Source organism: Halovulum sp. GXIMD14794 (genome assembly GCF_054457455.1).
This window is the reverse complement of the sequence record NZ_JBTLNF010000009.1, coordinates 39,493-65,523: the sequence shown is the minus strand read 5'-3', so window position 1 is coordinate 65,523 and position 26,031 is coordinate 39,493. Positions and strand designations below refer to the sequence as shown.

The 26,031-nt window shown below is 65.1% G+C and carries 26 protein-coding genes and 1 pseudogene; 21 read left to right on the top strand and 6 right to left on the bottom strand.

What is annotated here, in order from left to right; translation table 11 throughout:
- Nucleotides 1-107: 107 nt before the first annotated feature.
- Nucleotides 108-1,796, bottom strand: a complete 1,689-nt coding sequence (locus ACW9UR_RS21045; RefSeq protein ID WP_458919034.1) for an NAD(P)H-dependent oxidoreductase subunit E — start codon at nt 1,794-1,796, stop codon at nt 108-110.
- A gap of 186 nt (nt 1,797-1,982) precedes the next feature.
- Here ACW9UR_RS21045 and ACW9UR_RS21040 point away from each other — a divergent pair, with 186 nt between their 5' ends.
- The 3 genes from ACW9UR_RS21040 to ACW9UR_RS21030 all read left to right on the top strand — a co-directional run bounded on the left by ACW9UR_RS21040 (nt 1,983) and on the right by ACW9UR_RS21030 (nt 3,856).
- Nucleotides 1,983-2,510, top strand: a complete 528-nt coding sequence (locus ACW9UR_RS21040; protein WP_458919033.1) for a hypothetical protein — start codon at nt 1,983-1,985, stop codon at nt 2,508-2,510.
- Nucleotides 2,510-2,911 (top strand): hypothetical protein, encoded by a 402-nt coding sequence (locus ACW9UR_RS21035; protein ID WP_458919032.1) that lies wholly within the window; start codon nt 2,510-2,512, stop codon nt 2,909-2,911. The genes ACW9UR_RS21040 and ACW9UR_RS21035 overlap by 1 nt, the downstream gene beginning before the upstream one ends.
- Nucleotides 2,912-2,983: 72 nt before the next feature.
- Nucleotides 2,984-3,856, top strand: a complete 873-nt coding sequence (locus ACW9UR_RS21030; protein WP_458919031.1) for an SMP-30/gluconolactonase/LRE family protein — start codon at nt 2,984-2,986, stop codon at nt 3,854-3,856.
- Here the strand turns inward: ACW9UR_RS21030 and ACW9UR_RS21025 are convergent.
- Both ACW9UR_RS21025 and ACW9UR_RS21020 read right to left on the bottom strand, forming a co-directional pair.
- The gene (locus ACW9UR_RS21025; RefSeq protein WP_458919030.1) at nt 3,853-4,683 is read right to left on the bottom strand and encodes an amidohydrolase family protein; all 831 of its coding nucleotides are present in this window, start codon (nt 4,681-4,683) and stop codon (nt 3,853-3,855) included. The genes ACW9UR_RS21030 and ACW9UR_RS21025 overlap by 4 nt on opposite strands.
- Before the next feature lie 5 nt (nt 4,684-4,688).
- Nucleotides 4,689-5,717, bottom strand: a complete 1,029-nt coding sequence (locus ACW9UR_RS21020; RefSeq protein ID WP_458919029.1) for an aldo/keto reductase — start codon at nt 5,715-5,717, stop codon at nt 4,689-4,691.
- A gap of 401 nt (nt 5,718-6,118) precedes the next feature.
- On the opposite strand from ACW9UR_RS21020, the gene ACW9UR_RS21015 reads away from it, so the two are divergent.
- Nucleotides 6,119-6,568 (top strand): RbsD/FucU family protein, encoded by a 450-nt coding sequence (locus ACW9UR_RS21015; RefSeq protein ID WP_458919028.1) that lies wholly within the window; start codon nt 6,119-6,121, stop codon nt 6,566-6,568.
- 1 nt (nt 6,569) lies between these two features.
- Entirely contained in the window at nt 6,570-7,484 is a 915-nt protein-coding gene (gene rbsK, locus ACW9UR_RS21010) for a ribokinase (protein WP_458919027.1), read from the top strand.
- Here rbsK and ACW9UR_RS21005 read toward each other — a convergent pair.
- Nucleotides 7,481-8,332, bottom strand: a complete 852-nt coding sequence (locus ACW9UR_RS21005; RefSeq protein WP_458919026.1) for a DMT family transporter — start codon at nt 8,330-8,332, stop codon at nt 7,481-7,483. The genes rbsK and ACW9UR_RS21005 overlap by 4 nt on opposite strands.
- 181 nt (nt 8,333-8,513) lie before the next feature.
- Here ACW9UR_RS21005 and ACW9UR_RS21000 point away from each other — a divergent pair, with 181 nt between their 5' ends.
- On the top strand, nt 8,514-8,723 hold the full coding sequence (locus ACW9UR_RS21000) for a hypothetical protein (RefSeq protein ID WP_458919025.1): 210 nt from the start codon (nt 8,514-8,516) through the stop codon (nt 8,721-8,723).
- A gap of 10 nt (nt 8,724-8,733) precedes the next feature.
- Here ACW9UR_RS21000 and ACW9UR_RS20995 read toward each other — a convergent pair whose 3' ends face one another.
- Nucleotides 8,734-9,642 (bottom strand): LysR family transcriptional regulator, encoded by a 909-nt coding sequence (locus ACW9UR_RS20995; protein ID WP_458919024.1) that lies wholly within the window; start codon nt 9,640-9,642, stop codon nt 8,734-8,736.
- A 152-nt stretch (nt 9,643-9,794) separates the two neighbouring features.
- Here ACW9UR_RS20995 and ACW9UR_RS20990 point away from each other — a divergent pair, with 152 nt between their 5' ends.
- The 10 genes from ACW9UR_RS20990 to ACW9UR_RS20945 all read left to right on the top strand — a co-directional run bounded on the left by ACW9UR_RS20990 (nt 9,795) and on the right by ACW9UR_RS20945 (nt 18,894).
- Entirely contained in the window at nt 9,795-10,838 is a 1,044-nt protein-coding gene (locus tag ACW9UR_RS20990; RefSeq protein WP_458919023.1) for an ABC transporter substrate-binding protein, read from the top strand.
- Nucleotides 10,839-10,843: 5 nt separating this feature from the next.
- A complete protein-coding gene (locus ACW9UR_RS20985; protein WP_458919022.1) occupies nt 10,844-11,623 on the top strand; it encodes an ABC transporter ATP-binding protein in 780 nt (259 codons plus the stop codon).
- On the top strand, nt 11,623-12,426 hold the full coding sequence (locus ACW9UR_RS20980; RefSeq protein WP_458919021.1) for an ABC transporter permease: 804 nt from the start codon (nt 11,623-11,625) through the stop codon (nt 12,424-12,426). The genes ACW9UR_RS20985 and ACW9UR_RS20980 overlap by 1 nt, the downstream gene beginning before the upstream one ends.
- Before the next feature lie 80 nt (nt 12,427-12,506).
- The gene (locus tag ACW9UR_RS20975; protein WP_458919020.1) at nt 12,507-13,871 is read left to right on the top strand and encodes an FAD-dependent oxidoreductase; all 1,365 of its coding nucleotides are present in this window, start codon (nt 12,507-12,509) and stop codon (nt 13,869-13,871) included.
- Nucleotides 13,872-13,874: 3 nt separating this feature from the next.
- Nucleotides 13,875-15,044, top strand: coding sequence for a CaiB/BaiF CoA transferase family protein (locus tag ACW9UR_RS20970; protein WP_458919019.1), 1,170 nt, complete (start codon nt 13,875-13,877; stop codon nt 15,042-15,044).
- Nucleotides 15,041-15,817: an enoyl-CoA hydratase-related protein gene (locus ACW9UR_RS20965; RefSeq protein WP_458919018.1), complete on the top strand. Its 777-nt coding sequence runs from the start codon at nt 15,041-15,043 to the stop codon at nt 15,815-15,817. Before ACW9UR_RS20970 ends, ACW9UR_RS20965 begins: the two co-directional genes overlap by 4 nt.
- Nucleotides 15,818-15,820: 3 nt before the next feature.
- Complete coding sequence (locus tag ACW9UR_RS20960; RefSeq protein ID WP_458919017.1) at nt 15,821-16,165, top strand: indolepyruvate ferredoxin oxidoreductase subunit alpha; 345 nt, start codon at nt 15,821-15,823, stop codon at nt 16,163-16,165.
- Nucleotides 16,166-16,176: 11 nt separating this feature from the next.
- Nucleotides 16,177-17,046, top strand: coding sequence for a dihydrodipicolinate synthase family protein (locus tag ACW9UR_RS20955; RefSeq protein WP_458919016.1), 870 nt, complete (start codon nt 16,177-16,179; stop codon nt 17,044-17,046).
- Nucleotide 17,047: 1 nt separating this feature from the next.
- Complete coding sequence (locus ACW9UR_RS20950) at nt 17,048-17,506, top strand: deoxycytidylate deaminase (protein WP_458919015.1); 459 nt, start codon at nt 17,048-17,050, stop codon at nt 17,504-17,506.
- 377 nt (nt 17,507-17,883) lie between these two features.
- Entirely contained in the window at nt 17,884-18,894 is a 1,011-nt protein-coding gene (locus ACW9UR_RS20945) for a serine hydrolase domain-containing protein (RefSeq protein WP_458919014.1), read from the top strand.
- Between the two features lie 27 nt (nt 18,895-18,921).
- Here the strand turns inward: ACW9UR_RS20945 and ACW9UR_RS20940 are convergent, their stop codons facing one another.
- Complete coding sequence (locus tag ACW9UR_RS20940) at nt 18,922-20,535, bottom strand: FAD-dependent oxidoreductase (RefSeq protein WP_458919013.1); 1,614 nt, start codon at nt 20,533-20,535, stop codon at nt 18,922-18,924.
- Between the two features lie 433 nt (nt 20,536-20,968).
- Here ACW9UR_RS20940 and ACW9UR_RS20935 point away from each other — a divergent pair.
- The 5 genes and pseudogenes from ACW9UR_RS20935 to ACW9UR_RS20915 all read left to right on the top strand — a co-directional run.
- A pseudogene (locus ACW9UR_RS20935) lies at nt 20,969-21,559 on the top strand (IS3 family transposase); the annotation flags it as partial.
- Nucleotides 21,560-22,096: 537 nt separating this feature from the next.
- Nucleotides 22,097-23,158, top strand: coding sequence for an extracellular solute-binding protein (locus tag ACW9UR_RS20930; protein WP_458919012.1), 1,062 nt, complete (start codon nt 22,097-22,099; stop codon nt 23,156-23,158).
- Nucleotides 23,159-23,215: 57 nt separating this feature from the next.
- Complete coding sequence (locus ACW9UR_RS20925) at nt 23,216-24,307, top strand: ABC transporter ATP-binding protein (protein ID WP_458919011.1); 1,092 nt, start codon at nt 23,216-23,218, stop codon at nt 24,305-24,307.
- Nucleotides 24,307-25,164: an ABC transporter permease gene (locus tag ACW9UR_RS20920; protein ID WP_458919010.1), complete on the top strand. Its 858-nt coding sequence runs from the start codon at nt 24,307-24,309 to the stop codon at nt 25,162-25,164. The genes ACW9UR_RS20925 and ACW9UR_RS20920 overlap by 1 nt, the downstream gene beginning before the upstream one ends.
- A 3-nt stretch (nt 25,165-25,167) precedes the next feature.
- Nucleotides 25,168-26,019 (top strand): ABC transporter permease, encoded by an 852-nt coding sequence (locus ACW9UR_RS20915; protein ID WP_458919009.1) that lies wholly within the window; start codon nt 25,168-25,170, stop codon nt 26,017-26,019.
- Nucleotides 26,020-26,031 lie beyond the last annotated feature (12 nt).

Genomic DNA, 26,031 nt, shown 5'->3' with positions numbered 1-26,031 from the left:
TGCAAGATGGAAGCCCGGAGGCCCCGAGACCTCCGACCATTCGCGTGTCAGGCCGCAGCCGCTCCAGCAAAAGACTTGCGCCGCGCAGCGGCGCTCCGCCGGATCCCTCAGACTTCGTCCGGGAAATGCGCGAGCACCAGCCGGATCGGGTTCGGCGCCGCCTGCCCCAAGCCGCAGATCGAGGCGTCGGCCATCGCATGGCACAGGTCTTCCAGCAATTCGCTATCCCACACGTCCGCCTGCATCAGCTTCACCGCCTTCTCGCAGCCGACCCGGCACGGTGTGCACTGGCCGCAGCTTTCGTCCTCGAAGAAGCGCAGCATGTTCAGGGCCGCTGCCTTGGCGCTGTCCTGGTCCGACAGCACCACGACGGCGGCCGAGCCGATGAACGTCCCATGCGGCTGCAGCATGTCGAAATCCAACGGCACGTCGTCGAAGCTCGCCGGCAGGAGACCCGAGGACGGGCCGCCCGGCTGAAACGCCTTGAAGACATGGCCCTCGGCCATGCCGCCCGCCGCTTCGATGACATCCGTGATCGTCGACCCCGCCGGCAGCGTGTAGACACCCGGCTTCGCCACCCGCCCCGAGACCGAGAAACTGCGCAGCCCCTTCCGACCGTTCTTCTCGACCGAGGACAGCACCCCGGGCCCTTCCCTCAGAACGCGCGTGACCCAGTGGAGCGTCTCGACATTGTGGACAAGCGTCGGTCGGTCGAAGAGCCCGACCTGCGCGACGTAGGGCGGTCGATGGCGCGGCAGGCCGCGCTTGCCCTCGATCGACTCGATCATCGCGCTTTCCTCGCCGCAGATATAGGCGCCCGCGCCGCGGCGCAGGTCAATGTAGCCGGGCTGGGCGAGGCCCGCAGCCTCAAGCGCGGCAATCTCGCGGCGCAGGATTTCCATTACGCCGGGATATTCGTCGCGCATGTAGATGTAGCAACGCTCTGCAGCGACGGCCCAGGCGGCGACGAGCATGCCTTCCAGCATCAGATGCGGCTGTCGCTCCAGGTTGTACCGATCCTTGAACGTGCCCGGTTCGCCTTCGTCGCCGTTCACGGCGAGGTACCGCGGCCCCTCGGCGGCGCGCACGAAGCTCCACTTCTTTCCCGATGGGAACCCTGCACCGCCAAGCCCGCGCAGGCCCGAGGCGAGAACCTTGTCCTGCACCGCCTCTGGATCGCCGCCGCCGCGCAACTCGATCAGCACGTCGTAGCCACCGCCGGCACGATAGGCGTCGAGCCGCTCGTACTCGGGCACCTGCGCGTGCGTGCGCCCCTCGGCCACCGCCTCCAACACCGACTCGGGGGTCGCGTGGTCAACGAAGTGATGCCCGACCTCGGCCACTGGGGCGGTGTCGCAATGGCCCATGCAGGGCGCGCGGACCACGCGCACCTGCGCCGGATCCACGCCCGTCTCCAGCGCCGACTTCAGCGCCTGCGCCCCGGCGAGTTCACAAGATAGCGAATCGCAAACCCGGATTGTCAGCGCGGGCGGCGGGGTCTCGCCTTCCTTCACCACGTCGAAATGGGCGTAGAACGTCGCGACCTCGTAGACCTCGGCCTGCGCGAGGCGCATCTCGTCGGCCAGCGCGGCGAGGTGCGTCGCCGACAGGTGGCCGTGCGCGTCCTGGATCAGGTGCAGATGCTCGATCAGCAGGTCGCGCCGGCGCGGACGATCGCCCAGCAGGCGGCGGACCTCGGCCAGCGCCTCGTCCTGCAGCTGACGGCCCTTCGGCGTGGGGCGGCCCTTGCCACGCCCCTGTTTCCAGACGCCCTGCTTTTCGTCGAGTGGTGCCATCGTCGCCGTCTTTCCGCTTTTGTCTGGGGCACACTAGGCCGCGCGGCGCCCGGGTTCCTAGCCCCAAAGCGACGCCCCATTGCCCGCTTCGGACCTGCGCCGTGAACCGCCCGCCCCGATCCGCGCCCGCCTGTCACGATCGGAAACCGCCACGTGGCTTGACCTGCGGCGCACAAGAGCGGACATATGAACGACATCGAAGGGGGACCGATGCGCTTCATCCTGCCATTCATCCTGCTGCTGGCCCTGCCGGGCCTCGCGCCCGCCAAGCCCTTGGCGCAGATCCTGCCGGCCGAGACCACGCCCGATGCCGACATCGGCGACGGCGGTCTTCTGGACGAGGTGCCCGGCGACGATGCCATCGGCATGCAGGACATTCCCTTCGAGGACTGGCGCGAGATGGTGCGCGGGCGCACCGTGACATACAGCATCGGCGGCGATGTCTGGGCGCGCGAGACCTATGACACCGGCAGCGACACGGTCTGGATCCGGCTGGCTGACGGCACCTGTATGGACGGCGTCTGGACCTGGAACGACGGCGTCTACTGCTACGCCTGGTCGAGCGGCGAGTTCAGCTGCTTCCGCCACGTCCGCTCGCAAGGCTCGATCCTGGTGATCCCGGTGCTCGAGGACGGCACCGGGCTCGGCACGATCCAGACGGTGACGCAGATCTCGGACGTCCCGGCCTCCTGCGGGCCGGAACTGACCAGCTGATGCGCGCGGTCCTGACAGCGCTGGTTCTGGCCATCGCCTCGCCTGTGTTGGCCGAGGACCTGCTGAGCGCCGAGAGTTTCGAGGACATGAGCGAGGGCCTGACCCTGCGCTTCAGCCAGGGCGGCGCGGTCTACGGCGCCGAGCAGTATCTCGAGGACCGGCAGGTCATCTGGCAATATTCGGACGGCAGCTGCGTGAACGGCTTCTGGTATCCGCAGGGCGACACGCTGTGCTTCGTCTATGACGACGCCCCCGGGCCGCAATGCTGGCTGTTCAGCCGGCGGGGCAACAATTTCTTCGCACGTGTGGCCGGAGCCTCGGCGGGCGATCCCTCGGAGCTGCGGCTTGCCAGCAAGACCCCTGCCCCGTTGGCCTGCGATGGCCCCGATATCGGGGTGTGAACCGCGCCCGCCACTTCCAAGATCGAACAACCAGCCTTTTTCCCCTCCTTCAGACTTTCCAGGAACCGAACGATGACGATCGACTGCGTGGCCAAAGGCCCCTTCGCCCTGTCCGAAAGCCCCGTGTGGGACGGGGACACAGGCACCCTCTACTGGTGCGATATTCCGGCAAACAAGGTCCACGCGCTCGAGACCGTGACCGGCGCACTGCACGAGTGGACCTTCGACGGCCCTACCGGCAGCATGGGGCTGACGCGCAGCGGCAAGCTGATCGTCGCCGCCGGGCTGGAGGTGATGATCTTCGACCGCGCCACTGGCGCGCGCACAGTGATCGCCACGCTGGATGCGGCCCCCGGCAGCCGCGCGAATGACGGCAAGGTCGGTCCCGACGGCGCGTTCTGGGTCGGAACCATGCAGGAGAATGCCGACTTCGACCGTCCGATGGGCGCGCTGTTCCGCGTCGGCGCGGACGGCAGTGTCGAGAAACGGATCGAGGGTCTGCGAACCACCAACGGCCTCGCCTGGTCAGCGGACGGCATGACCATGTACCACGCCGACAGCAAGAGCCAGTGGATCGAGCGCTGGGACTTCGATCCTGCCTCGGGCAGCATGAAGAACCGCACCCGCATCGCCGAGCCGACCGAACAGCAGGGCCGCCCGGACGGCGGGGCCTGCGATATCGACGGCAACTACTGGTCGGCGGGCGTCTCGGCGGGCGTCCTGAACCGCTGGTCGCCGCAGGGCGAGTTGCTGGAGCAACTGCCTGTCCCGGTGCCCCGCCCGACCATGGTCTGTTTCGGCGGCGAGGATCTGAAGACGATCTACTTCACCTCGATCCGGGTGAACCTCAGCGACGAGGTCCTGGCCGCCGCGCCGGACTCGGGCGGTGTCTTCGCCATGCCCTCTCCTGTGGCGGGCGCGCCGGTCAGCCGGTTCGACGACTAGATACCGTAGAACCGGGCCGCGGTGCCGCCGAAAACGGCGGCCCGCGCCTCCGCGTCCAGATCGGCTGTCAGCGTCTCTGCCGCCTCGCGCCAGTCCGAGTAGCTGCCCGCGTTCAGGCACACCGGCCAATCGCTGCCCCACATCACCCGCTCGGGACCGAAGAGCCTAAGCACTTCGGCGACGTAGGGACGCAGGTCTTCGACAGTCCAGGCCTCGTTCGCTTCGGTCACGATGCCGGAGAGCTTCACGTAGGCCCCGGCATGCGCCAACCGGGCCATGCCCTCGGACCACGTGGAGAGGTTGGCCTCGGAGTGATCACGGATCTGCGGCTTCATGCAGTGGTCGACCACCACCTTCAGCTTCGGATGCCGCGCCATGATCGTCGCGAAATTGGCCAGATGACGCGGGAAGCCCAGTGCATCGAAGGTCAGGCCCAGGTCGGCGAGCGCGTCATAGGCCCAGGCGATATCGTCGCGCAGCATCCAGTCGGTATCGGGGATGTCCTGGATCATCGGACGCACGCCAAGGAACTTCGGATGCGAGGCTAGCCGCTCCAGGTAAACCCGGTGCGAGGGATCCTCGAAATCGATCCAGCCGACCACCCCGGCGACCGACGGCGTCGCGTCGGCCAGCCCTAGCATGTAATTGGTCTCTTCGACCGTGGCGGCGGCCTGCACGATCACGCTGCGGTCGATCCCGTGCCTTGCAAGCAGCGGCGCGAGGTCGGCGGGCCCATAGGGTCGGTCGAGGATCGGATGGCCTTTGGGCATCCAGTCGTGATCGCCGCGGGCGGGGTGCCAGAAGTGCTGGTGGGCGTCGATCTGCATGAGGATTACTCCGTCGGGGCGTCATCGCGCATCAAGCCCTCGGCCTTGAGCGCTGACCAGAGTTCGCGGGGCACGGAAGCACCGGCGATCTCGAGGTTCTGCTGCATCTGCGCGACGCTCTGCCCGCCGGGGATCACCGACAGCACGCACGGATGGCTCAGCGGGAAATGATAGGCGGCACGGATAAGCGGCGTATCGTGCGCCTCGCAGACTTTCTGGATGCGGGCGACGCGGTCTAGGATTTCGGGCGGCGCGGCGGTGTAGTCGTAGTACGCCCCCTCGACCGGACCGGTCGCCAGGATGCCGGAATTGTAGGGGCCGCCGATCACGATGCCGATGCCGCGTGCATCGCAGAGCGGCAGGAAGCTCTCGAGCGCCTCCTGCTCCAGCAGCGTGTAGCGGCCGGCCAGCAGGAACAAGTCGAAATCGCCGCGCTCGGCCATCTGCTGGCAGACCGGCCATTCGTTGACGCCAGCACCGAAGGCCTTGATCACCCCCTCGTCGCGCAACGTGCGCAAAGCGTGGTAGCCGCCCGCCATCAGCTGGTCGATCTTGGCGTTCACCTCGGCCTGCGAGCCTTGGTTTCGCACATCAAGATCGTGGACATAGAGGATGTCGATCCGCTCCACGCCCAGCCGCTCCAGGCTCAGTTCGAACGAGCGCATCACCCCGTCATAGGTGAAGTCGTAGATCTCCTGGCGGGAGGGCACGTCAAAGAACTTGCCGTTCCCGTCGCGCTGGTCCGGTGGGCAGGCCCGCAGCAAACGCCCGACCTTGGTCGACAGAACATATTCATCCCGCGGCTTGTCCCGCAGGAACCGGTTGAGCCGCGTTTCGGCCAGACCGAAACCGTAGAGCGGCGCGGTGTCGTAATACCGCACACCGCCGTTCCAGGCGGCCTCAAGGATGGCATCCGACTCGGTGTCGCTGATAGCCTTGTAGAGATTGCCCAAGGGCGCAGTCCCGAACCCAAGTTCCGTCAGCTTCACCCCGCCATTTCCGATGCGGTCCCAGTCCCGTGACGCGAATGTCATGAATCCCCCCTATGATTTTGGGGCGGAGTGTAAGGGCGTGGCCGGGAAAGGAAAGCCCCGGCCGGCGTGCATGGACCTCGACAACGCAAGAGGCCCGTACGCGCCGACCGGGCAGGTGCGTGAAACGGACCCGAAGGCCCGTTTCACTCCGCCCTTGCTGTCCCGTCCGCCTTGGGGGGTACGTCGGGAAGCCTGGACGTTTCGCCCGGATAAATGGCTGCATCCAACCGGGGCTTGCCCTGAAAATAGTCGAAGTCGCTGCGAAGGAAATCGGGCAATGGGATGATGCACCTATCCTTTCGGATAGGCCGCTGGCCGTTCGGGTAGAGCGGTTATCCGCACTGGTTGCGCGGAACGAGGCCGCCCCCTACTGTCGCCTCCGAAAAAGGGGAGGAAAACGAATGCTCAAGGGTTTGGACCCGCTTCTGAATGCCGAGGTTCTTCATGCGCTCTGCGCGATGGGGCACGGCGACGACCTGATCCTGTGCGACACGAACTTTCCGGCGGAATCGGTTGCGCGCGACAGCATGTGGGGTGAGTTGTTGCGTATCGACATGCCGGCGCCGCGCGTCGCGCGGGCCGTGCTATCGGTCTACCCGCTTGACAGTTTCGTCGATGACGCCGCCGCCACAATGCAGGTGGGCGACGACCCGAACGCCAACCCGCCGGTCCACCAGGAAGTGCAGGCCGTGATCGACGCCGCCGAGGGCAAGTCCTGGCCTCTGCTGCCGATCGAACGGTTCGCCTTCTACGACCGCTCCCGCGCCGCTTTCGCGGTGATCCAGACGCAGGAAACGCGGTTCTACGGCAATTTCGCCCTGCGCAAGGGCGTCATCCCACCGGCGGACTGAGATGGGCCACATTATCGTTCTCGGTGTCTTCGTGGCAGACACTGCTTATCGTGCGGATCGGCAGCCGCGCATGGGCGAGACGATCCTCGGCAAGGGCTTCGCGCTGGGTCCGGGCGGCAAGGGCTCGAACCAGGCGATAGCGGCAGCCCGGCTGGGCGCAGACGTGCGCCTGGTCACCCGGCTCGGCCGTGACAACTTTGCCGAGATCGCGCGCCGGACCTGGGCCGACGCCGGGGTAACGCCGCTGGTGACCGAGGACCCGGACAGTTTCACGGGCGCCGCCTTTATCTTTGTCGAGGAGGGCACCGGCGACAATGCGATCATCGTCACGCCCGGCGCGGCGGGGCGGATCGCGCCTTCGGATCTCGACGCTGTACGCGACCAGATTGAGAGCGCCGCGGTCTTCATGACCCAGCTGGAACAGCCTTTGGACGCGGCGATGCACGGGCTTTCCCTGGCGCGGGAGGCCGGTGTGACGACGATCCTGAACCCCGCCCCTGCCGCGGACCTGCCCGAGGGCATGCTGCCGCTTTGCAGCTACCTGACTCCGAACGAGACCGAAGCGGAGGCGTTGAGCGGCTTGCCCGTAGCCTCGCTTGAAGACGCCCGCCGCGCGGCGGACGCGCTGCTTGCCAAGGGCGTCGGCGCAGTGGTGATGACCCTGGGCGAACGCGGCGCGCTCTACCATGACGCCACGACCAGCGAGGTGATCCCTGCCCGCGCCGCCGGACCGGTGGTCGAGACGACTGGCGCGGGAGACGCGTTCAACGGCGCATTCGCCACCGGACTGGCCGCCGGTCTTGCGCCGCTCGATGCGGTCCGACAGGGCTGCGCGGCGGCAGGTATCTCGGTCACGCGCCCCGGCGCCGGGGCCTCGATGCCCAGCCGCGAAGAGGTCGACGCCGCGCTGGCCTAGGCCTTGCCCGTTTTTTTCTTCTGGCGGGCGACGACCGTTTCCCGCCAGAACGTGTAGAGGCCCGACACCACGATGATGGTCGCGCCCACCCAGGTCCACAGATCCGGGAAGTCTCCGAACACGAAATAGCCGTAGCTCGTCACCCAGATGATGAGCGAGTACTGCAACGGCGCCACGATCACCGCATTCGCAAGTTGCAGCGCCTTGATCACGCAGATCTCGCCCAGCGCCGCGAGCAGCGCGATCCCGCAGAGCAGCGCAACCTCCTGCCCTGTCGTCGGCCATTGCCAGACAAACGCCAGTGGAACGGTCAGAACGGCACTCGCGGTGAGCGCGGTATAGGCGATCGTCGTCTCGATCGAATCCCCATTGGCGAGGACGCGCGACAATACCTGGCGCAGCGCGAAGAACAACGCCGAGATCAGCACCAGAAGGACCGCCGGGTGCATCACGCCCATTCCCGGGCGGATAATGACGAGCGTCCCCAGAAAGCCGATGGTCACTGCAGTCCAGCGCCGAGGTCCTACCGGCTCTCCCAGCAGGATCGCCCCCAAAACCGTGACAATGAAAGGGGCGACGAAGGCCACGGCGGCCGCGTCTGCCAACGGGACGAACCCAAGCGCGAGGGTAAAGATCGTTGCCGACCCCGCGGCCAATACCCCGCGCGCCATCTGCAAACCGGGACTGCGGCTGCGCAACAGTTTGGGTCCGCGCAATGCCAGCAGGCAGAGAACGCCGATCAGCAGACCGGATTGCCGGACCCAGACAATCTGCACCGGGTGCAGGCTGTCGGTCAGCAGTTTCGCGATCGTGTCGACCGCGGCGAAGAGGAACATGCCAAGCGCCATGACCGCGATGCCCTTGCCGCTTTCCGAGCGGCTTGGACCTCGCGCCGGAACGGTCGGCGTGATGGAACGGTCGGGAATGGAATGACTCCGAGAAATATCCGCCCTTTGACGCCGTTGCGCGGGGGAATGTCAACTGCCGTGACTCTTGCGGTTCGGACCCGGGCGCGGTTAGCTCGGCCTCATGAAATTCTTCGACCTCCAGAACCCGATCTTCATCCCGCTCTGGCGGCGGATCCTCGTCGTCGCCCTGGCCGGAGGCTGGGCGGTCGTCGAGTTCCTATCCGGAAACCCGCTCTGGGGCGCACTGTTCGCGGCCGCAGCCGCCTGGTGCGCGTGGAGCTTCTTCGTGATCTTCGACCCGCCCAGCGATGAGGACGCCTCGGCCGATTAGCGGCGGCGGATCAGGAATCCAGTCGCAGCTGCTGCATCTCCTTGCCGATAGCGTCGCACATGAGCTTCTTGGCCGGGTCCAGAGCGGTCGCCGAGGATACCATCACGCCGATACGGCTGTTGTTCAGCATTTCCTGCACGAGCGGTACGAAGCGCAGTTCCCCGGCCTCGACCTCGTCGTAGAACCCGATTTTCGTGTAGAGCCCGATCCCCTGATTCGCGAGGATCATCTCCTTCGCGAGGAACAACGTGTTGGTGAAGATGTGCACCGAAAGATCCGCCGCCAACGAAGACATCGCCTGGTCGATGATCGAATTCCGCCCCCGCGCGTCGATAGTCCGCACAAGCTTGTAGCCGGCGATGTCCTCGATGGTGAGGCCCTTCCGCCCGGCCAGCGGGTGATCGGGCGGCATGATCACACCGAAGGGCGCGGATTTTTCTGACAGCACACGCACGTCCGGGTGCCCGTCGAAAGTAAAGGCCACGCCGATATCGGCATCGCCCTTTGCGACGGCCTCGACGACGTCCTCCGGCTGCGCGGCGGTAACTGACAACGAGATATCGGGAAAAGTCTCGCTGAATTCGTTCATCGCGCGCGGCAGGCGCCCGACGGCGATCGAATCGATGGTGTAGATGTCGATATGCCCGGTCCGCAGATCGCGCACGTCGTCGATCATCACCATCGCACGTTCGTAGTCGTGCAGCGTCTTGCGGCAGTGCTCCAGCAGGATCTCGCCCACGGCGGTCAACTCCACCCCTTCCGGCGTGCGGTCGAACAGCGACACCCCCAGCTTGTCCTCGATGCTCAGAAGCTTGCGGTTAACCGAGGTGGACGAGACGTTCAGTACCATCGCCGCCTTGCGGATCGATTTCTGCCGGGCAACCTCGTTGAAATACTTCAGAAAGATGGAGTGGATCATCCGGTACGCCCGTGCAGGGTGATGCAGAAAATGCCTCACCGTTGGCAGAACTTTGCTCTACCTGCATCGCCAACCCCGTGCCTACAGTCAAGTGATAAGCCTGAAAAACAGGCGCAGAACGACAACAACCGCCCCAACAGGAGTGACTGACCATGACCCTTCCCCGGACTCCCGGTTTCTCCCGCCGAAAACTGCTCAAGGGCTTCGGCGCTGCCGGTGCCGCCGCCTTCACCGGTAACATGATCGGCTTCGACCGCGCCTTCGCGGCCGGCGAGACCAAGGTCACGCTGCAGCTTGGCTGGCTGGCCAGCAACGGCATCCTGGGCGAGGTCGCCGCCGACGCGCAGGGCTTCTTCGCCGAGGAGGGTCTTGTACTGGACATCGTGCCCGGAGGGCCGAACGTCGACGGCGTCGCCTCGGTCGCCTCGGGCCGCGCGAACCTCGGCTCGATCTCGTCCAGCCCGTCGCTGATGCTGGCCCGCTCGCAGGGGCTGCCGGTCAAGTGCATCGCCGCAGGCTACCAGCAGCACCCGTTCACCTATTTCTCGCTGGAGCGGAACCCGGTGCGCGAGCCGAAGGACATGATCGGCAAGAAGGTTGCGACCAACGGCACCGCGCGGATCCTGCTGCAGGCGCTGCTGGCCAAGAACGGCATCTCGGAAGACGACGTCGAGGTGATCGTCATGGGCTCGGATATGGCACCGCTGATGACCGGCCAGGTGGACGTGGTCACCGGCTGGAAGACCAATACCAGCGCGCTGGAGGTCCTGGGCGAAGAGCGGGTCGACATGACCCTGTGGGACGCGGGCATCAAGCTTTACGCGAACCCCTACTACGTCACCGACAGGACCCTCGAAGAAAGCCCCGAACAGGTAGCCGGTATGCTGCGCGCCGTGGCCCGCGGCTGGGCCTGGGTCTACGAAAACCGTGAGGCGGGCGTCGATCTGCTGGTCGAGCGCTATCCGAACCTCGATCGCGAGAACGAGCTGAAGACCGTCGACATGGTCATGGACTACTCGTTCAACGGCAATACCGCCGCCAACGGCTGGGGCGTGATGACCCGCGATAACTGGGAGGCGCAGATCAGCGCCTATGACGATCTGGGCCAGTTCGAGAAGGACGCACCCGCCGTCGACGACGTGATGACCCTGTCGGTGCTGGACCAGACCGCCGACACCCGCGCCAAGCTGGGTTGAGCGATATGCTGGACGGTACCAACATGGACACCGCCGCCATCCTGAAGCGGGCTTCTGTCCGCTTCGGCAACTTCACCGCGCTGCAGGACCTGAGCCTGGAGATCGAGAACGGCGCGTTCTACACGATCCTCGGCCCCTCGGGTTGCGGCAAGTCCACGCTGCTGCGGCTTGTCTCGGATCTGATCCCGGCGACGAGCGGCGAGGTTTCGGTGCTGGGCAAATCGACGGAAGAGGCGCGGTTGGCACGCGAGTTCGCCTTCGTCTTCCAGGACGCGACCTTGCTGCCTTGGCGCAGCGCGCTGAAGAATGTCGAACTGCCGCTGGAGATCGGACGCAAGCGCGGGATCGAACTGCCGATCGGCAACCGCACCCCGACCGAACTTCTGGAACTCGTTGGCCTCAAAGGCCGCGAGGACGCCCTGCCCCACGAACTTTCGGGCGGGATGCGCCAGCGCGTCGCCATCGCCCGCGCGTTGGTCTGCCAGCCCAAGCTGCTGCTGATGGACGAGCCCTTTGGCGCGCTGGACGAAATGACCCGCGACAGGCTGAACCTGCAATTGCTGGACATCTGGCGCGAGACCGGAACGACGATCCTCTTCGTCACGCACTCGATCTCCGAGGCGGTGTTTCTTGGCCAGAAGGTCGTGATGCTCCAGGCGCACCCCGGACGCCTGCGCGAGGTGGTGGACATCGACCTGCCCGACCCGCGCACGATCAAGATGCGCGATACGCCGAAATTCAACGAGTACTGCGGCTACCTGCGCGATCTGCTGGAGACCTGCTGATGGCTGTCATCGAGAACATCGAAATCGAAGACCACGAAGCGCTGGAACTGGCCGAGGCGCGCAAGCGCAAGCTGATGGCCGTGGCGATACCAGTTGGCACCGCCGCCGGGCTGATCGCGCTGTGGCAAATCGGAGTGAAGGCGTTCGGCGTGCCGACCTATATCGCGCCCGCGCCTTCGGACGTGGCAGCAACCTTCGTCGACAAGTTCCCCCTGCTGATGGAGAATTTCTGGCCCACCCTGTTCGAAAGCGTCGCGGGCTTCGTCGTCGGCAACCTTGCCGCGATCCTGATCGCTGTGGCCTTCGTCCATTCCCGCCACGTGGAACGTGCCTTCTTCCCGATCGCGGTCTTCATCAACACAATCCCGATCCTGGCGATCGCGCCAATTCTGGTGCTGATCTTCGGGCCGGGCATCACGGCAAAAGTGGTGATCGCGGCGCTGATCTGCTTCTTTCCGACGCTGGTGAACATGGTGCGCGGCCTGCAATCAGTCACACCGCAAACGCTGGAACTGGCGCGGATCCTATCCGCCTCGAAGTCCGAGGTGTTCTGGAAGATGCGCCTGCCCTCCTCGCTGCCGTTTCTCTTCTCGGCGCTGAAGATCTCGGCCACGACCTCGGTCATCGGCGCGATTGTGGGCGAGTGGGTTGGCGCGGACCTCGGGCTTGGGGCGCTGATCATCGATGCGACCTTCAACTTCAACTCGCCGCTGCTCTACGCGACCGTATTCATGTCCTCGGGGCTCTCGGTGATCATGTTCGCAACCGTCGTCGCCGTCGAACGCGCTGTCATTCGCTGGTAGCCTAAGCCACTGGCCCAACGAAACAATTCGCGCCCCGATCTGCAAAGACATCGCGGCGCAACAGAGGGAGTTTGTCCGAAATGACCGACCGTATCAAAGACCACGTCACCTGCCGATCCGAACAGATCCCCGTCGTCGCAGACACCGATGTCGTCGTCGTGGGCGCCGGGCCCGCGGGTGTTACCGCTGCCGTCTCGGCCGCGCGCAACGGCGCCTCTGTCACTCTACTGGAGCGGTACCACCACTTGGGCGGCATGGCCTCGGGCGGCATGGTGCTGGTGCTCGACGACATGGTGAATGAGGGCAACGAGATCGTCACCACCGGCATCGTCAACGAATTCGTCGACCGGATGGAACGCCAGGGCGGCGCCGTCTACCCGCCCAGCGAGGATTGCCTGACCAACTGGGAGATGTGGCAAAAGTGGTCCCGCTGGGGCTGCATCGATTTCCACAAGACCGGCATGCCGCAGCCGATCATCCACGCCGTCGCCTTCGACCCCGATGCGTGGAAGCGCACCAGCCTGGATCTGGTCCGCGAGGCGGGCGTGAACCTGCGCACCCATTCGTGGTTCTCGGAAGCGATGTTCGAGGATGGCCGCGTCACCGGTATCATCTGCCAGACCAAACTGGGTCGGCAGGCGATCCGCGCGAAAATGGTGATCGACGCGACCGGGGATCTGGACGTTGGCCAATCTGCCGGCGCGTCGTACATCGACGGCCAGTTCATCGTGACGACCGTGTTCCGCCTGTGCGACGTGGACACCGACAAGGCCGAGGCCTTCGAGTACGCCAACCCCGAGGAATACAAGAAGCTCGACCGGCAGGCCCGGCGCATCATCGGCGGCGCTTGGGGCATGTGGTGGCTCAAGACGCCCCTGCCCGGCATCGTCTGGTGCAACTGCCCGCACATGCCCGGCTATGACGGCCTGTCGCCCGAACACATGGTCCAGGCCGAGTACGAGGGCCGCGAGCGAATGATGGGCCTTCTGGCCTTCGCCCGCGAGAACCTGCCGGGCTTCGAGAATGCCAAGATGCTGGGCGCGGCGGAACAGATGGGCATCCGCCAGACCCGCCTGCTTCAGGGCGAATACGTTGTGACAAAGGACGACGTGAAGTCCCGCCGCCACTTTGCCGACAGCGTTTGCCGGGGTCGCGACTACTACACACCTTACCGGGCACTGCTGCCCAAGGGGATCGACAACCTGATCGTCGCGGGCCGGCATTACTCGGTCGAAAGCGAGGCACAGAAGCAGTCGCGCGAGATCCCGCCATGCATGTCCCAAGGCGAGGCCGCCGGCGTCGCCGTCACCCAGGCGCTGAACGCGAACTGCGCACTGCGCGACGTGGACGCCAAGCTGATCCAGAAGCAGATGCGCGCCCAGGGCGCCGACCCGGGCGATGTGCCCTCAGCCAATGCGCTAGTCGAAGAACCTGTCGAGGCCTGATCAATGAGCACCCCAACTCTCCCTCTCGATGGCGTGCGCGTCTTGGACTTCACCCAGGTGATGATGGGCCCGTGCGCGACGCAGATGCTGGCCGATTTCGGCGCGGACGTGATCAAGATCGAACGCCCCGGCGCGGGCGACCTGTCGCGCAACTTCTTCGGCGAGCCCAGCGAAGAGGCGATGAACAACGCCGTGTTCTCGTCGCTCAACCGCAACAAGCGCTCGGTCGAGATCGACACCAAGTCTCCCGAGGGACGGCAGATGGTGCTGGACCTGGTCGCCCATTGTGACGTGGTCGTGGACAACTTCCGCGCCGGGGTGATGAAGCGGCTCGGCTTCGATTACGATAGCCTCAGCAAGATCAACCCACGGATCATCTGCGCCTCGGGCACCGGCTTCGGCGAGGTCGGCCCCTATGCTCACAAGGGCGGGCAGGACGTGCTGGCCCAGGCAATGACCGGGGTGATGGAGAAGACCCAGGACCCAGCGATCCCGAAGTCGATCTATCCCACCACGCTGTGCGACTACACCGCCGGCATGCATCTTGTGCAGGGCATCCTGGCCGCGCTGCTGGGGCGCGAGAAGACCGGCAAGGGTCAGAAGGTCGGCGTGTCGCTCTATGACTCGATGCTGGCGATGCAGATGCAGGAGGCCGCCCAGTGGTCCAAGCACCGCGAGGTGTTGAACTGGGCTGCCATGCCGCTGACCGGCGTGTTTGACACCACCGACGGCGCTCTGGTCTTGGTCGGCGCGTTCAAGGCCAACCCGCTGCGCGACATCTGCACGGCGCTTGAGATCGCCGATCTGTCACCGGACTATCCCAGCCTCGCGGCGCAACGCGCAAACAAGCCCTTCCTGCAAGGCGTCTTTGCTGAGAACTTTGCGAAGAACACCACCGCCTACTGGATCGAACGACTCGAGGCGCAGGATCTGCTCTGCGCGCCGGTCCGCTCGCTGGGCGAGGCGCTGGACGACCCGCAGACGGTGGCCAATGACATGCTGCTGGATATCGAGCATCCGATCCTGGGGGATCTGACGCTGGTCGCCTCGCCAGTGCATCTGTCCGATGCGCCGGTGATCGTGCGCCATACCCCGCCGAAACTGGGCGAGCACACCGACGAGGTGATCCGCGAATTCGGCCTGCGCGTCACCGCGCGACAGGAGGCGGTATGACCGTCCATTTCGAAGTCGCGGACCATGTGGCCCGCGTCACCATCGACCGCCCGGAGCGCATGAACGCCGTTGACGCCGCCACCGACGCCTCGCTGGAGCGCATCTGGGCCGAGATCGAACGCCGCGCCGATATTCGCTGCGTGGTGCTGACCGGCGCGGGTGACCGCGCGTTCTGCGCCGGGGCGGACCTGAAGTCGGACGAGGGCGAGACCGGGCTCGAGTACTGGGCGGCCGCCAACCCCAACGGCTTCGGCGGCATCTCGCTGCGGACCTCGCTGAAAGTGCCGGTGATCGGACGCGTGAACGGCGTGGCGCTCGGCGGCGGGTTCGAGATGGTGCTAGGTTGCGACATTGTCATCGCCTCGGAAACTGCCCGCTTCGGCCTGCCGGAAGCCCGCGTCGGACGCCTGCCGCTCGACGGTGGCATGGTGCAACTCAGCCGGCTGATCCCCCGTAACATCGCGGCGGGCGTTATGATGGCCGGTCGGATGCTCTCGGCGCAGCAGGCGCTCGACTATGGGCTGGCGAATGCCGTGGTGCCCGCGGATAAGTTGGATGCCGAGGTCGATGCCTGGATCGCCGACGTGGTGCGATGCGCACCGCTGTCGCTCTGGGCGATCAAGCATACGATCCGGCAGACCGCCCACCTGACACCCCAGGAGGCCCGCGCGCTCCAGACCCCCGCCCTGATGGCGGCCCTCCTCTCCGAGGACGGGAAGGAGGGCGTGCGCGCCTTCCGTGAGAAGCGCGCCCCGGTCTGGCAGGGGAAGTGAACCATGGCCCTCGTGATCCAGAGCCAGTGCATCGACGTGAAGGATGGGATCTGCACAACGTCCTGCCCGGTCGATTGCATCTACGAGGGCGAGCGGATGTTCTACATCCACCCGACGGAATGCATCGAATGCGGCATGTGCGAAAGCATCTGCCCGGTTGACGCGATCCGCTATGACGACGAACTTGACCCGGCCGAAGCTGTCTTTGCCCGGATCAACGCCGAGGTGTTCCATGACGCCTCGGGGCAGATGACCGAACCTGGTGGCTGGCGCAAGGGCGACGCGCCGGTGCCCGACCATCCGGACCTCGCCGGCCTCGCAAGGCGCGAGCCAGAACCGCAAGACTGAAGGAGACCCCGATGAACGGAGTGATCGCCGCCGTACCCACCCCGGTGAACGCCACTGGTCAGCCGGTCGAAGCCCCGTTTCTGGAGCATTGCCGCTGGGCGCTCGCAAACGGCTGCGACGGGCTGAACATCCTCGGCTCGACCGGCGAGGCCAATTCCTTTGACGGGCAGACCCGCCGACAGGTGATGGGATGGGCGATCCGCGCGTTGGGGCCAGAGCGGTTGATGGTCGGCACCGGCACGCCGTCTCTGGCGGAGTCGATCGCGCTGACCCAGACCGCCGACGACGTCGGCTACCGTGTCGCGCTGGTGCTGCCGCCCTACTACTATGCGCCCGTGTCGGACGCCGGTCTGGTCCGCTGGTACATGTCCCTGGACGATGCGCTCTCTGGGCGCGACATCCAGATCTACTTCTACAACTATCCGCAGATGACCGGTCTCGTGATCCCGGTCGAGGTAATCGCCGAGCTGCACCGTCTGGCCCCCGACCGGTTCAGAGGCATCAAGGACTCGTCGGGCGACCTGGACTATTGCCGAAAGATCATCTCGGACGTGCCCGGCTTCGCGGTTTTCCCCAGTTCGGAAACCAGCCTGTCAGTGGCCGCCGAAGCGGGCTTCGCGGGCTGCATCTCGGCCACGGCAAACCTCTCCGCTGCGCTTTGCGCGCGTGTCTGGGCGGGGGACACATCGCCCGAGCTTGCCGACCGGATCGCCGCGCTTCGCTCGGGCGTCGCGGCCCAACCGCTGATCCCGGCGATCAAATATCTCGTAGCTCAACGGACCGGCGATCCGGGCTGGGAGGCCACGTTGCCGCCTTTCACCGACCTGACCGAGGCGCAGAAGACCGCTCTTGATGCGCTTTCTCCAGCCGAGGTCGTCTGACATGGCCGCGGAAAAGTGGGCCAATCGGTTCCTCGGCCTGGCCGACCACATAGCCGCTTGGTCCGAAGATAGGGATTTCCATGTCGGTGCCGTCATCGTCGGCAGCGCGAATGAGGTCCGGGCATCCGGTTACAATGGATTGCCGCGGGGAGTATCTGACGCGGACGACGCCCGCTTCGACCGCGCTAGCGGCGAAAAATTCCACTGGTTTGAACATGCCGAGCGGAACGCGATCTACAATGCCGCGCGGGTCGGCACCCCGGTTGAAGGCTGCACGATCTACGTGAATCGCTTCCCCTGCGCCGACTGCGCCCGCGCGATCATCCAGAGCGGTATCACCGCCGTCGTCTGCCCGCCACGCCCGACCTTCGACGGGGCCCTTGATCACAGCTTCGAAGTCTCCGAGCAGATGCTGACCGAAGCCGGTGTTGCCCTGACCACCGTCGGCGAAGGCGATTAGGCAACTGCTCCCGAGGTTCCGGTTCGCGCCCAGACGGTAGCGAGCTGGCGTGACGTAGGTTCTCAAGGCCTCAACTCCCGCTTTGTGGCGCCGACAAACGACCGGCGTCGGCGAACGGGAGACCCGGAGCGTTTGGCTGCTACCGCAAGCTTGTCAGAGGGTGCCGGAGCTTCCCAACCTACAGCCGGGGACTGGAGGCCGTAAGACGGAACGATCCCTGCAAACGAGATGATCCATGACTGCGTGACCTTGCTGGTCCTTATCCCCCGGGCTCGGAACAGATGACGGAAAAGTGGATCGCAGTGGCGGTCCGGGGACTCGGATATCTGCGGCGCAGGGTCCATGTTGGGAGCAATGGAACCGGAAGGACGATTTCGATGCACCATTTGGCACGCCGCGATTTCCTGTTGTCATCCGCCGCGCTCTTTGCGGCCCCAGCATTTGCGCAAGGATCGGGCTGGGATGCAGTCATCGACCAGGCGCGAGCGCTGGAGCAGTGCAACGCAATCGCTATCCGGATCGGCGGCACCGAGGTGGTGTCCGAGGTGTTCCGCGGCCCGTCGATCGGCCAGGCGGTTCCAGTGAAGTCGGTCTCAAAGACCATCGTCGCCGCCCTTACCGGAACCGCCCTCGACCGGGGCGAAATCCCATCGCGGACCTCGACCCTATCCGAGCTTGCGCCGCAACTCGTTCCGCCCGGTGCAGAGCCGGGCGTCGGGGCGCTGACGGTCGAGCAACTGCTCACCATGCGGATGGGCTTGGAGCGAACGTCGGGCGCGAACTACGGCAACTGGGTCAGCAGCCCGAACTGGGTCGCGGACGCCCTGTCCCGTCCCTTCGTGGCCGAACCTGGCGGCCGGATGCTCTATTCGACCGGAGCGTTCCACATCCTCGGCGCGGTGCTCACGGAAGTCACGGGGCAGAGCCTCCTCGCCCTTGCCCGCGACAGACTCGGCGAGCCGCTGGACGTAGAGATCCCCGCCTGGACCCGCGACCCGCAAGGTCGGTATCTCGGAGGAAACGAGATGTCGCTGAGCCTGCCCGCCATGCTGCGCTTCGGCGAGATGTACCGGCTGGGCGGCACCTGGCAGGGGCGACAGATCCTGAGCGCAGCCTGGGTCAAGCAATCCTTCGTGCCGCGGACGCGCTCTCCATATTCGGGCCTCGGCTATGGATACGGCTGGTTCATAGGCAAGGCGGGCGGCGACGACTATGCTCTCGCCCGCGGCTATGGCGGGCAGCTGATCTGCGTGGTCCCGAGCCTCAAGCTGACGATGGCGCTGACCTCAGACCCGAAACTTCCCGCCCGCAGCGACGGCCATTTCGGGGATCTGATGCGGCTCTTCGAACAGGCCGTAATTCCGGCTGCACGGCGAGAGTTGGGCTGACCGCAACCCCGGGCCGTGTGGGCGTCCTTACATCCTGTTCACGTGCTGCCAGACGGCGCTCATCACGACCGAACCTTCGCCGACCGACGAGGCGACGCGCTTCACTGATCCCGCGCGGACGTCCCCCACGGCGAATATGCCCGGGGTCGAAGTCTCGAACTGGGACCGTCCGCCATTTTCGGTGCCGGTCAGGACAAACCCGCGGGCATCGAGGGCGACATGCTCACCCAGCCAGCCAGTATTGGGCGCCGCGCCGACCATGATGAATACCGCCCGGCTGTCTACTTGCCGCGTTTTGCCGGCAGGCTTGTCGCGCAGAACCACGCTGCGAAGCCGGCTGTCCCCCTCGAGCGCCTCTATTTCCGTGTTGAAGTGGATCGAGATGCGCGGATCGGCATCAAGCCTTGAGGATAGGTAGCGCGACATCGACTCGGCAAGGCTGTCCGAGCGGACGAGCAGGTGGACGTGGTGCGCCACGCGGCTGAGATACATCGCTGCCTGGCCTGCCGAGTTCCCGCCGCCCACCACTATGACCTCGGTCTCGCGGCAGAACCGCGCCTCCATCTCGGTGGCTGCGTAATAGATCCCGGCGCCCTCGAAATCCTCGATCCGATCCAGCGGGAGCTTGCGATACTGCACGCCGGTCGCCACGATGACGGCCTTGGCACAGACCTCACGCCCATCCGACAGCTTGGCGCAGAACAGGCCATCGCGACGGTCGAGCGCCTCGACCCGCACCGGCATCGCGAAGCGCGTGCCGAACTTCATCGCCTGGACCTCTCCGCGCCAGACAAGGTCACCGCCGGAGATCCCGGTCGGAAAGCCCATGTAGTTCTCGATCCGGCTCGAGGTCCCGGCCTGCCCGCCGATGGCGATATCCTCGACGACCACGGCCGAAAGCCCCTCGGCCCCGGCGTAGACACCCGCCGCCACCCCCGCCGGCCCACCGCCGACGATCAGGACGTCGATGACCTCGTCATCGGTCAGCACCAGTTCCAGACCCAGTGCGCGAGCAAGCTTTTGCGGGGTCGGCTCCGGGATCACGTCGCCGCCAAAGACCACGCCTGGGGATCCTTCCGGCAGGTTGCAGGCGGCCCTGTCTCTAGCTGCTTCGGCGCTCTCGAGGTCGATCAACTGCGCGGCGATCCTGTTGCGGGACGCGAACTGCGCGATCTTCTGTATCCCCGGGTCCACGTCGGCGCCGACAAGCTTGAGCACCGTCTGGCCGTGCTCGACATTGCCCCGGCGGCGCGCGGCGAAGACGGTGAGAATGATGTCGCTCATTTCGGGGATCCGCGACATCAGCGCGACCAGCGCGGTATTGGGGACCGCGATGACCCTGGTCTCCGAGCAGGCCCGCATCTGGAGCATCGACGCGGCGCCCGAGAGCATGCCGATCTCTCCGGTGAACTGGGAAGGCCCCATCGTCGCGGCGATCATGCGCTCGCCCGTTGTCGGGTGCACCACCTCGATTTCGCCGCTCTCGATATAGAGGAACTCGGTCATCGGCTCACCGGGCCGGATGACGATTTCTCCGGCCGGAATGGTCCGTGTCGTGCCCACCTTGCGCAAGGCATCGACGTGATCTTGACTGAGGGGCGTGCGCTGCATCTGCGCCAGATCCGCGGCAAATCTTTCCATGAGGGCGCTTCTCCCCAAGCTTCAGAAACCGTTATTCATGCCCGAAGCCCGCTGGCCGGAGATGTTGGCAAGTCCGGAGTTTAGGCAGGGGCGATCGGTGGCGGCAAGCTACGTTTCGGGAGTTCGTGGCTCTTTCCGCCGACCGCGTCGGTCAGCATCGTTCGCGCTCCGAGCCCGAGCCCGGCGATCCGTTTGCTAGGCGCAATTATTCCGCAAGGAACGAGTATGGCGGAGTCGCTGTCCGCCTCAACTATCCGGGCGTTGGCGCGGCGCATGCCACGTGGTCTCAGGCAGGCTCGCATCAGGCGTCAGGTCATGCGCGCTGCTGCCGTCTAGCATGTTGAGCGACTAGCTGCGCCCGACTGGAATGCCCCCCACTGAAGTGGTCCGCCAACTGGGGTAGCTTTGCTCCCGCAGGATGGAGGAGCAGGATATGGCTGGGAAGCGAGAGAACCCCGAAGACATCGTGATGAAGTTGCGGCAGGTTGAAGTGCTGCAAGGGCAAGGCGTGAGCTTAGCGGAGGCGGTGCGGCAGATCGGGGTGCCGCAGCTGACATACTAACGTTGGCGCCGACAGTATCGCGGGATGAGCCGGGATCGGCTGAAACGGTTCAAGCAGCTGGAGAAGGAGATGGCCCGGCTGAGACGTTCTGTCTCCGATCTGACGTTGGACAGACTGATCCTGGCCGAGGCCGCAAAGGCGAACTACTAAGCCCTTCGCGCCATCGGACGTGCATCGATCACGTGCGGCAGACGCTTGGCGTTTCGCAGCGCGGCTCTTGTCGCACGCTCGGTCAGCACCGCTCGACACAGCGCGAGATTCCGCCAGGCCGGCCAGATGATAAACTCCTGACGGCGGATATTATCGAACTTGCTACGCTGTACGGGCGCTACGGCTACAGGCTACGGGCGCTACGGCTACAGGCCGGTGACCACACTGCTGAACCAGGAGGGGTGGCACGTGAACTACAAGCGAATTGAGCGTATCTGGAGGCGCGAAGGGCTGAAGGCCCGATCGAAGCAAAAGACATACTGACGCTCAAATAGGACGACTCAGTGGAGACGGACCATGTGAACAGATTATTTTAGACTATTGGTCCGTCAATCACGCGGAAGGTGTCTTTGCCGGTGATCTTCAAGTCAGTTCTGACGCGGGAAGAGCCTTTGAGGAGGCAGGGTTGAAGAGGTTTCCCCGGCTAAATTCTTGACGCCTATCCGCACCGGCCGAATGCAGAACTGACGTCGTTCACCATTGGGTTGGCAAAGCCCTTTGCTAACCTCCGGCCCGAGATCGAAGTTCAAGCTTTTTGCGGTTCGGCAGCTCGCCTGGCGAAAAACAGTTGCCTAATATCGTCGGTAGCCATCTTCGGGCCAGTACACCGCCGACTATAAAAATATGTCGACCAGTTTGACCCGCTCGACGGCAGCAAGCACCGGCAAAGGCTGGAAAGCATGCGAACTGCCGCGCCACCACCAAATCGGCGCAAACAAGAATTTGACCATATGGTTCAATGTGCGCATGCTTGTAGCAGCCATCCGCTACAACAGTGAGGATCCACCAATGATCAGAGCAACCCTTCTGACGAGCACGATGCTGGTCGGCCTGAGCGCCGCCGCGCAGGCAGACACGCTTCGCCTGCTGACCTGGGGCGGCTATGCCCCCGACGATGTGGTCGAGATGTTCGAGGAACAGACCGGCCACACGGTCGAAGTCACCAAGTCCAACAACGAGGAAATGATCGCCAAGCTCCGCGCGACCGGCGGCGGCGGCTTCGACCTGGCGCAGCCCAGTCAGGACCGCATCATGGGCCCGCAGATGGAGTTCGGCATCTACAAGCCGATCGACGTGTCGAAGCTGGATCAGGACCTGTTCATCCCGTCGATGCTTGAAGCAACGATGGCGAACACCACCGTGAACGGCGATGTCTATGGCGTCCCGCACGTCTGGGGCACCTCGGGCCTGGTCCTGAACACCGCCGAGGCCGGCGACGTGGTCAAGGACTACACCGACCTCTGCGCCCCCGAGGTTGCGGGCAAGGTGTCCTACCGCCTGAAGCGCCCCACCCTGATCGGCTTTGCCTTCGCAATGGGTGAAGACCCGTTCGCCGCCTATGGCGACGAGGCGAAGTACACCGAGATCATGGAGAAGGTCGGCGCCAAGCTGATCGAGTGCAAGACCAACGTCAAAGCCTACTGGAGCGGCGGCGACGAGTTGATGAACCTGGTACGCTCGGGCGAGGTCACCGCCTCGATGGCCTGGGACACCGGTGGCTGGAAACTGAACGAGGATAACGCGGACATCACCTTCGTCGCGCCTGCCTCGGGTGCGCTGGGCTGGATCGACACGTTCGTGCTGCCCGCGAAAGGCCAGGCCGACGACGTGGCCTACGAGTGGATCAACTTCGTCATGCAGCCCGAGATCGCGGCCAAGATCACCGCAGCGGCTGGCAACTTCACCGCCTCGGCCGGGGCGGACGAGTTCGCCGAGGACGCGCTGAAGGCGAAGTACCAGGCCAGCTTCCCGCAGGAAGCCATCGACAACATCAAGTGGTATCCGCCGGTGCCCGCCGGTCTGGAAGCCATCGAAGGCGACGTCCTGGACCGCGTTCAGGCCGCAAACTGATCCAATGACACGCGCGGCACCCGGCAATCCGGGTGCCGCCACATATACGGACCCCGCATGACCCCTGATCTCGAATGCGCCGATCTCGTCAAGAGGTTTGGCGACACGACCGCCGTAGACAATGTCTCGTTCTCGGTGCCGCCGGGCAGTTTCTTCTCGATCCTTGGCCCGTCGGGATGCGGCAAGACGACGATCATGCGGATGATCGCGGGGTTTCTGGACCCGACTTCCGGCGATATCCGGATCAAGGGCGGGTCGGTCCTGAACACCGCGCCAAACAAGCGCCCGGTGAACATGGTCTTTCAGCACCTCGCGCTGTTCCCGATGATGACCATCGCCGAGAATATCGGCTACGGCCTACGCCGGCAGAAGCGGCCCAAGGACGAGATTGCCCTGAAGGTGGACGAGGCGCTCGAGCGTATCGGCCTGCCGGGGATCGGCGGGCGGAAGGTCGACGAGTTATCCGGCGGTCAGAAGCAGCGAGTCGCCATCGCCCGCTGCATGGTTCTGGAGCCGGATGTCCTGCTGCTGGACGAACCGCTGGGCGCGCTGGATCTCAAGCTGCGCGAACACATGAAGGTCGAACTGAAAGCGCTTCAGGCGGCCTTTGACACGACCTTTGTCTATATCACCCACGACCAGTCGGAAGCGCTGGTCATGTCCGACCAGATCGCCGTGATGAATGCCGGCCGGTTCGAGCAGGTCGGCACCGGGCAGGACCTGTACTACCGGCCCGACACGCCCTTCGTGGCGGGGTTCATCGGCGACGCAAACCGCTGGTCGGGCCGGATCGAACGCACCGAGGGCGACGTCCTGCAGTTGCGCACCGAGACCGGGCTGTCCATCCGCGCGACGGCCAAGACCGCGCTGGCCACGGGCGACGCGGCCGAGATCTTCGTCCGCCCCGAGGCGATCCGGCTTGCGGGCAGCGCCGAAGCCCTGCCCGGCTTCGACAACCATCTGCAAGGCACGGTGATCGACATCCTGTTCAACGGCGCGGCCTCGCGCGTGCTGGTGCAGGACGAGGTGGGCGAGACCGTCGAGGTGACGCTGCCCCAATCGGGCGAGTTCGCCGCGCTGAGAAAGGGTGACCTCGTGCACATCGGGTGGGGCGCCGCACAGGCGAGCTGTTTCCGGGGGGCTGCCTGATGCGCGCCGAGGCCCGGATCGGCTTCATCCTGCTGCTGGCCCCGCTGGTTCTGTGGCTCGGGCTGCTGATCCTCATCCCGCATCTCGACATGCTTGTGATCTCGCTGCGCGAGCGCATCAGCTTCGGCGTCTACGAGACCAGTCTGACCCAGTACGAAAAGGCACTGACCGAGCCGCTGTACCTGAGCAGCTTCTTCCGCACGGCGGTGATGTCGGTGCTCGCGACCGCCATCACGCTGCTGATCGCCTTTCCCGTGTCCTACTACATCGCGAAAATGGCGCGGGGACGGCTGCAGCAGGTGCTGTTCATGCTGTGCCTGATCCCGTTCTACGTCTCGGAACTGGTGCGCACGTTCGGCTGGATGATCCTGTTGCGGGAGACCGGGCTGATCTCGAACCTGCTGCAATGGGCGGGGCTGGCCGATCAGCCGGTCGAGATGCTCTACAACGACGCCGCGATGATGGTGGGCCTCGTCTACACGTCGATGCTGTTCATGGTGGTTCCGCTGGTGACCACGCTCGAGAGCCTTGACGACAGCGTGGTCGAGGCGGGGTACGATCTTGGCGGAAACGGCTTGTCGATCCTGCGCGAGATCATCATTCCCCACGCCATGCCGGGGATCGTCTCGGGCTCGATCGTGGTCTTCATGCTGTCGCTGGGCAACTACCTGACGCCGACGATGCTGGGCGGCAAGGATAGCCTCTGGTTTACCGAGATGATCTACAACCAGTTCATCGTGCGCTCGAACTGGGAACTTGGCGCCGCCTTCGGCTTCATGCTGCTGGTGCTGTCGTCCGTGATCGTCTGGGGCATGCTGCGCCTGACCGGGCGGACGCTGCAGGAAACGATGGGATAAGCCATGATCCCCACCATACCCCAATCCCGCGGCTTTCGCCTGATCTACGGCGGCTACGTGCTGCTGTTCTTCTTCTACCTCGTGCTGCCGCTTTCGGTGGTCGCGGTCTTCGCCTTCAACGACAGCCAGTTTCCCTCGCTGCCGTGGGAGGGGTTCACCTGGAACTGGTTCTTCGGCGACGAGCGCCCGCAGATCGGCGTGTTCCATGAGCGCGGCATCCTCCGCGCGGTCGGCACCTCGGCCTTTGTCGCGGTGAGCGTGTCGTTCCTGTCGGTCTTCGTCGGCACGACGAATGCCTTCCTGTTCAACCGCTACGATTTCCGGGGCAAGGGACTGCTGTACGTCCTGATGCTGTTGCCACTGGTGATCCCGGGCATCGTTCTCGGCATCTCGATCCTGGTATTCTCGTCGAGGCTCGCCAATGGCCTGTGGGAGGCGGCGCAGATCGACCTGCAGGCGCTTCGCCCGGGCCTGCTGCTGGTGGTGCTCGGCCAGTTCAGCTTCATCACCACGATTGCCACGCTGGTCATCTCGGCCCGCTTGCAGAAGTTCGACCGCACGCTCGAGGAAGCGGCGCTGAACCTCGGCGCAAGCCGGCTGGTCGCGGTGCGGACGATCACCCTGCCCTTCCTTGCCCCCGCGATGGTCGGGGCGGTGGTGGTGGCGTTCCTGATGAGCTTCGAGAACTTCAATACGACACTGATGCTGGTCGGATCGGACGCGCCGCTGACCATTGCGATGTTCGACCGCCTGAAGGAAGGCTCGACGCCGCTTCTGAACGCCGTATCGCTATTGCTGATGCTGGGCTCGTCCTTGCTTGCGCTGGTCGTGATCCTGTTCCAGCGCCGGAGTTGAACGCGGGCCGAC

What these genes read in the sequence shown, in the direction of transcription:
- ACW9UR_RS21045 (WP_458919034.1), bottom strand. Translation starts at nt 1,796, where the DNA reads ATGGCACCACTCGACGAAAAGCAGGGCGTCTGGAAACAGGGGCGTGGC.
- ACW9UR_RS21040 (WP_458919033.1), top strand. Translation starts at nt 1,983, where the DNA reads ATGAACGACATCGAAGGGGGACCGATGCGCTTCATCCTGCCATTCATC.
- ACW9UR_RS21035 (WP_458919032.1), top strand. Translation starts at nt 2,510, where the DNA reads ATGCGCGCGGTCCTGACAGCGCTGGTTCTGGCCATCGCCTCGCCTGTG.
- ACW9UR_RS21030 (WP_458919031.1), top strand. Translation starts at nt 2,984, where the DNA reads ATGACGATCGACTGCGTGGCCAAAGGCCCCTTCGCCCTGTCCGAAAGC.
- ACW9UR_RS21025 (WP_458919030.1), bottom strand. Translation starts at nt 4,683, where the DNA reads ATGCAGATCGACGCCCACCAGCACTTCTGGCACCCCGCCCGCGGCGAT.
- ACW9UR_RS21020 (WP_458919029.1), bottom strand. Translation starts at nt 5,717, where the DNA reads ATGACATTCGCGTCACGGGACTGGGACCGCATCGGAAATGGCGGGGTG.
- ACW9UR_RS21015 (WP_458919028.1), top strand. Translation starts at nt 6,119, where the DNA reads ATGCTCAAGGGTTTGGACCCGCTTCTGAATGCCGAGGTTCTTCATGCG.
- rbsK (WP_458919027.1), top strand. Translation starts at nt 6,570, where the DNA reads ATGGGCCACATTATCGTTCTCGGTGTCTTCGTGGCAGACACTGCTTAT.
- ACW9UR_RS21005 (WP_458919026.1), bottom strand. Translation starts at nt 8,332, where the DNA reads ATGGCGCTTGGCATGTTCCTCTTCGCCGCGGTCGACACGATCGCGAAA.
- ACW9UR_RS21000 (WP_458919025.1), top strand. Translation starts at nt 8,514, where the DNA reads ATGAAATTCTTCGACCTCCAGAACCCGATCTTCATCCCGCTCTGGCGG.
- ACW9UR_RS20995 (WP_458919024.1), bottom strand. Translation starts at nt 9,642, where the DNA reads ATGATCCACTCCATCTTTCTGAAGTATTTCAACGAGGTTGCCCGGCAG.
- ACW9UR_RS20990 (WP_458919023.1), top strand. Translation starts at nt 9,795, where the DNA reads ATGACCCTTCCCCGGACTCCCGGTTTCTCCCGCCGAAAACTGCTCAAG.
- ACW9UR_RS20985 (WP_458919022.1), top strand. Translation starts at nt 10,844, where the DNA reads ATGCTGGACGGTACCAACATGGACACCGCCGCCATCCTGAAGCGGGCT.
- ACW9UR_RS20980 (WP_458919021.1), top strand. Translation starts at nt 11,623, where the DNA reads ATGGCTGTCATCGAGAACATCGAAATCGAAGACCACGAAGCGCTGGAA.
- ACW9UR_RS20975 (WP_458919020.1), top strand. Translation starts at nt 12,507, where the DNA reads ATGACCGACCGTATCAAAGACCACGTCACCTGCCGATCCGAACAGATC.
- ACW9UR_RS20970 (WP_458919019.1), top strand. Translation starts at nt 13,875, where the DNA reads ATGAGCACCCCAACTCTCCCTCTCGATGGCGTGCGCGTCTTGGACTTC.
- ACW9UR_RS20965 (WP_458919018.1), top strand. Translation starts at nt 15,041, where the DNA reads ATGACCGTCCATTTCGAAGTCGCGGACCATGTGGCCCGCGTCACCATC.
- ACW9UR_RS20960 (WP_458919017.1), top strand. Translation starts at nt 15,821, where the DNA reads ATGGCCCTCGTGATCCAGAGCCAGTGCATCGACGTGAAGGATGGGATC.
- ACW9UR_RS20955 (WP_458919016.1), top strand. Translation starts at nt 16,177, where the DNA reads ATGAACGGAGTGATCGCCGCCGTACCCACCCCGGTGAACGCCACTGGT.
- ACW9UR_RS20950 (WP_458919015.1), top strand. Translation starts at nt 17,048, where the DNA reads ATGGCCGCGGAAAAGTGGGCCAATCGGTTCCTCGGCCTGGCCGACCAC.
- ACW9UR_RS20945 (WP_458919014.1), top strand. Translation starts at nt 17,884, where the DNA reads ATGCACCATTTGGCACGCCGCGATTTCCTGTTGTCATCCGCCGCGCTC.
- ACW9UR_RS20940 (WP_458919013.1), bottom strand. Translation starts at nt 20,535, where the DNA reads ATGGAAAGATTTGCCGCGGATCTGGCGCAGATGCAGCGCACGCCCCTC.
- ACW9UR_RS20930 (WP_458919012.1), top strand. Translation starts at nt 22,097, where the DNA reads ATGATCAGAGCAACCCTTCTGACGAGCACGATGCTGGTCGGCCTGAGC.
- ACW9UR_RS20925 (WP_458919011.1), top strand. Translation starts at nt 23,216, where the DNA reads ATGACCCCTGATCTCGAATGCGCCGATCTCGTCAAGAGGTTTGGCGAC.
- ACW9UR_RS20920 (WP_458919010.1), top strand. Translation starts at nt 24,307, where the DNA reads ATGCGCGCCGAGGCCCGGATCGGCTTCATCCTGCTGCTGGCCCCGCTG.
- ACW9UR_RS20915 (WP_458919009.1), top strand. Translation starts at nt 25,168, where the DNA reads ATGATCCCCACCATACCCCAATCCCGCGGCTTTCGCCTGATCTACGGC.